This is a genomic window from Streptomyces durbertensis, from assembly GCF_014156695.1.
Taxonomy (GTDB): domain Bacteria; phylum Actinomycetota; class Actinomycetes; order Streptomycetales; family Streptomycetaceae; genus Streptomyces; species Streptomyces durbertensis.
On the sequence record NZ_WMLF01000551.1, the window covers coordinates 1 to 3,117 of the forward strand.

General features: G+C 73.4%; 2 protein-coding genes. Both read left to right on the forward strand.

Annotated elements, in window-relative coordinates; all coding sequences use genetic code 11:
• The coding region (locus GL263_RS24175) for an MmgE/PrpD family protein (RefSeq protein ID WP_182857866.1) at positions 1–1,493 on the forward strand (1,493 nt) is incomplete at its 5' end.
• 109 nt (positions 1,494–1,602) lie between these two features.
• Entirely contained in the window at positions 1,603–3,060 is a 1,458-nt protein-coding gene (locus tag GL263_RS24180) for a DHA2 family efflux MFS transporter permease subunit (RefSeq protein ID WP_182857867.1), read from the forward strand.
• The last annotated feature ends 57 nt before the right edge of the window (positions 3,061–3,117 follow it).

Sequence of the window (3,117 nt, forward strand, 5' to 3'; positions counted from 1 at the left end):
GGGGAGGGCCGGGCGGCGAGGGGCTCACCCGCGCGCTCGCGCGGTGGACCGCCGGGCTCGGGTACGAGGACATCCCCGCGCGGGTCGGCTCGGTGGTCACCAGCCAGGTCGTCTCCCACCTCGCGGCGATCCGCGCCACCGCCGCCCACCCGGTGGGCCGGACCCTCCTCGCCGCGTACGGGCCCCTCGACGTGACGGGCGAGCCGGCGCGTACGGCCCATCTGGCGGCGGCGCTCTCCTCCGGTCTCTACCTGGAGGACACCCTCTACGCGGGGCATGTCTCGCACGCCGCCGTCGGCGTCCCGGTGGCGTACCAGGCGAGCCAGGCGCTGTCCGGGCGTGCCCTGATCACCGCCGTGACCGCGGCCAACGAGGCCGCCGCCCGGGTCACCGCCGCCGCGACGCTCGGCCCGTTCCGGGGCCAGTGGGCCGGCCACACCCATCTTGTGGCGGCCTGCGCCGCCCTGCTGCACGGCGCCGGCGCGGACGCCGGAACGCTGCTGAACGCCTGGGGCCTGGCGCTGGCCGCGCCGCCGCGCGCGCTGCGCCCCGCCGTGCTCGCCAGCGACGCGAAGGTGCTGTCCGCCGCCGCTCCCGTGCGCACGGCGGTCGACGCCTGCGCCGCCGCGGTCGCCGGGCTCACGGGCCGCGACGACGTGATCGAGCACCCGGAGGGGCTGCTGGCCGTGTTCGCGGGGGCGGCCGTGCCGGAGCTGGTGGCGTACGGTCTCGGCGAGCGCTGGCACACCGAGACCCTGTCCTTCAAACTGCTGCCGGTCGGGGTCCACCTGGACGCGCTGGTGGAGTGCGCCGCCGAGCTGCACCGCAGGTTGCGGCCGGCGGACCCGGCCGACATCACCTCGGTCGACGTGGCGGTGCCCCGGATGACCATGGTGATGAGCGGGCACGCGGACCGCTATGTGCGGGGTGCCGCCACCTCCCTGCCCGCCCTCAATCTCAGCGCCGGCTACAACGTCGCGACCGCCCTGCTCACCGGGGGTCTCACGGTTGCCGATCTCGCCCCGCCGCGCCTGGCCGAGGAGGGCCGTTGGCGGCTCGCGGAGCGGGTGCGGCTCCACGCGGACGAGGAGCTGAGCAGGCGGGGCGTGCTGTCCACCGCGCCGGTCGGCGAGACGCTGCGGCACGCCGGGCGACATGCCCTGGAGTGGGAGACCGAGCTGCCCGGGATCCCCATGGAGAAGCTTCTGGAGGAGCTGGGTCCGCCCGTCGCCTCCTTCGCGGGGTCCACCAAGGCGCTGGGCTGCCGCATGAGGGTGCGGATGCGCGACGGGCGCGAGGAGACCTGCGAGCGGGCCGCCGGGACCGGAGCCGTCGGATCCGCTTCCTGGTCCGACCATCCGGCCCTGGTGCGGGAGAAGTTGCTGCGCACGGGCGCCGACGAGGCCGCGGTCGACGCGTTGGCGCGTCTGGAGGAGCTGACGGCGGCGGAGCTCGCGGAAGTGCTGCGCCAGGTCTTGCGCCTGGGGGATTAATACCTACTGTTGGTATGTGAGGTGCTCACGTCGCTCGAAGTGCGTTGACACCCGCTCTCGGGGCTCAATACATTCCTACCATCGGTATCTAAGAAAGGGGTGTTGCCCTGTGACCAGCACTGATGCCGCCGCTCCACAACGGCGGTCAGCGGCGTCGTTACTCCTTCTGGCGTCCGGAGCCTCGTTCCTGGCGGTCCTCGACGTCACCGTCGTGAACCTGGCGATGCCCGACCTGCGCGAGGACTTCACCGGCTCCGCGTTCAAGGACCTGTCATGGGTCATCACCATCTACGCGGTGGTCTTCGCGGCACTCCTCGCCCCCGCAGGACGCCTCGCGGACGCGCTGGGCAGACGCACGGTCTTCCTCGCGGGCGTCAGCCTCTTCACGGCGGCCTCGCTGCTGTGCGCCCTCTCGCCCGACCTCGGCGTACTCCTGGCGGCCCGCGGCATCCAGGGACTCGGGGCGGCCGCGATGATCCCCGCCTCGCTTGCCATCGTGCTGATGGACTCCCCGCCCGAGCGCCGGCGGGCGGCCATCGGCCAGTGGAGTGCCGCGGCGGCCCTGGCGGCGGCGGTCGGCCCCGCGCTCGGCGGCGTCCTGGTCGACGTCTTCGGCTGGCGCTCCCTCTTCCTGATCAACATCCCCTTCGGGCTGCTCTTCCTCTACGGCGCCACCGTCATCCCGCGCTCGAAGGGCCTCGGCACCGAACGCAGGCTCCCGGACCTCCTCGGGACGATCACGCTCGGCGCCGGCGTCGGCCTGCTCTGCCTCGGCATCAGCAAGGGCGGCCAGTGGGGCTGGTCCGCCGCGTCCACCCTGGTCTGCGTCATCGCCGGTCCCGCCCTGATCGCCCTGTGCCTGCTGCGCTCCGCCAGGCACCCGGCACCCGCCGTGGAAGTCTCCCTGTGGCGCAACCGCACCTTCGCCCTGGCCAACGCCGCCGCGTTCTTCTACGGCATCGCGCTCTTCTCCTGGCTCCTGGTCGGCGTCCTGTACGTCACCCAGGTGTGGGGCTACTCCGAGCTGAAGGCCGGACTCGCCATGACGCCGGGCGCGATCGCGGCGACGATCGTCGCGCTGCGGGTCGGCAAACTCCCGCCCGCCTACGGGCCGAGGCTCGCCACCGCCGGCGGCGCGCTCATCCTGGGCGGAACCGGCTTCCTGCTCGCCTTCACCCTCCCCGACCACTCGATGTTCCTCGCCTACTGGCTGCCGCTCGGTGTCCTGGCGGGCATCGGCATGGGCGCCATCACCACCGGCACGTCCACGGCCGCCGCGCTCTCCGTCTCGCCGCTGCGGTTCGCCGGGGCCACGGGCCTGAACCAGACGGCCCGGCAGATCGGCGGCGCCATCGGCATCGCGGTCCTGGCCACCGTGGTCTCCGAAGCCCTCACGGACATCGCCGACTTCGAACGGATCTACCTGATCGCCGCGTGTGTCTCGATGGTGGTGGCCCTCCTCGGACTCGGACTCACCATCAAGCCGCCACCGGCCCCGCCCGTCGCCACGCCTCCCGCAGAGGCCGGCGGGGAGCGGAAGACCCCGACCGCCGACGCCGCGAACTAGCACCACCCGAAGCAACCGAACACCCTGACCAACCCGCCAACCCGCCAACCCGCCAAC